Annotated in this window: 2 protein-coding genes; both read left to right on the top strand. The window is 34.9% G+C overall.

Annotated features, from left to right (window positions below):
* Window positions 1-561: 561 nt before the first annotated feature.
* Window positions 562-1,644, top strand: a complete 1,083-nt coding sequence (locus F6K22_RS39685; RefSeq protein WP_293110539.1) for a sensor domain-containing diguanylate cyclase — start codon at window positions 562-564, stop codon at window positions 1,642-1,644.
* Window positions 1,645-1,751: 107 nt separating this feature from the next.
* Window positions 1,752-1,953, top strand: a 202-nt coding sequence (locus F6K22_RS39680) for an IS1/IS1595 family N-terminal zinc-binding domain-containing protein (RefSeq protein ID WP_483244164.1), incomplete at its 3' end; no start/stop codon positions are given.

The following is a 1,953-nucleotide window of genomic DNA, read 5'->3' as shown; positions in this document are numbered from 1 at the left end:
AGAAGGATGGGTAGTTTTTGTATGGTTATTTTGGTTTTTGGTAGTTAAGCGATCGCCACAGAGTAGTTGCTATCGCTTAATAATTTTATACCTATTCTATTGTAACAATATTTTTTGAAATTGGTATAACATTAGTAAAAATGAGATTTGGAGACTAAAACCCTACATTTTTTTTCACAAATAATTTACTATTGCTAAAGCTGATAGCTGATAGCTGACGGCTGAATGCTTACTTTTTTTGTAGTTAGGGAAGACCAGGATTTTGCCATATAGTAAAATTCAATAAAGAGCAAGGGTTTTCCCTATTCCCTACTCCTTTTTTACTGTAACGACCTTTTTTAAATTTGGTATTAGATCACTTAGTTTAGGTTTTCAATCAGTGATTTTAATCACACAAAAGCTTTAAACGAATTACCTAAACATATTACTAAACTCATCATCAATACTGATATAGTTCATTAATTTCCAAGATCAAATTCATATATTGTGAAGATAAATATCACTACATTAATCTTGATAATAACGGATAATAATCTGAACCCACTTAAGGAAAATTTTCACATGACAACTTACGAAGAACTATTAAATCATAAGAATAGTCATCTAGAGGAAGAAGTACGGCGTCTGCAAGAATCAGTAAATATACTAGAACAACGCCACCAGGCAATGGTCACTATTCACCAGATGATAGAATTTTTACAAGTATGCGCAAAAATTGAAGACACAACTAAACTGCTAGCAGAATTTCTCCAAAGATTATTTCCAGGGTTTTCTGGCAGTGTATTCTTAACAGATGAGTGTAATCGTATATTTGAAAGAGTTACTTCTTTTGGTAAGAAAACAGATAATGAAACTTCATTGGAATTTAGTGATTGTTGGGCATTACTACGGGGACAAACTCATATTGCCAGCAATGCTCAACCAGGATTATTTTGTCATCATATCGATCAGGAAGCTCAACCTACTCAAACTATTTGTATTCCTCTTTTAACTCAAGGTAAAGTTTGGGGGTTGTTTCACCTCCGAACGGAATGTTCAGAAAAAATTAGTTGCTATCAAAAACATTTAGCTCATACTATAGCTAAACACATTTCTTTAGCATTTTACAACCTGAAACTGAGAGAAGAATTAAGAAATGATAGTATTCGTGATGGTTTAACAGGTTTATTTAATCGGCGTTATTTAGATGAATATCTCAAGCAAGAGATTATTAAAGCTAAAGGCAATCAACAACCTTTAAGTATTGTCATGGTAGATGTTGACCACTTTAAAAGATTTAACGATACTTATGGTCACGATGTTGGAGATATGGTACTTCGAGAACTGGCAAAGTTTTTACAGGGGCAAGTTCAAGAATCTGATATTGTCTGTCGTTACGGTGGAGAAGAAATGACTTTCATTTTCATAAATACCCCTTTAAGTATTGCTAAACAAAGGGCAGAAAATATTTGTTCAGGAGTGAGGGAATTATCTATACAAAATCAAGGTGAAATTCTTTCATCCCTAACTGTTTCTCTAGGAGTTGCTTGTTTTCCTTTAGATGGAACTACAGGAGAAGAGATTCTACAACGGGCAGATCGAGCTTTATATCAGGCGAAAAAAGCTGGACGTAATCGAGTTGTTCTGTATCAATTAGAGCAGTAAATTTATAGAAAAGAGGGAGTAGGGAGTAGGGAATAGGGAGTAGGGAGTAGGGGGAAATAATTTGGTGTTGCACAATAGAGAATGATATTCTAGAATTTTATTGAGAGATGGATTGTCCTTATTGTCAAAGCCATAAAGTAGTGAAAAATGGTCATCGTCAGGGAAAACAGAGTTATCTGTGTCGTGATTGTGGCCGTCAGTTTCGAGAAAGCCCCTGTCCTGCGGGTTATAGTTCTGACGTTAAAGAGCTTTGTCTAAAAATGTCTCTTAACGGCATGGGATTCCGAGCCATTGAGCGAGTGACTGGTA

It is taken from the genome of Okeania sp. SIO2F4 (genome assembly GCF_010672385.1).
Lineage (GTDB): Bacteria > Cyanobacteriota > Cyanobacteriia > Cyanobacteriales > Microcoleaceae > Trichodesmium.
This window is presented reverse-complemented; position numbering and strand designations above follow the sequence as displayed.

Coding starts and splice junctions, on each gene's coding strand:
- F6K22_RS39685 (WP_293110539.1), top strand. CDS start 562: ATGACAACTTACGAAGAACTATTAAATCATAAGAATAGTCATCTAGAG.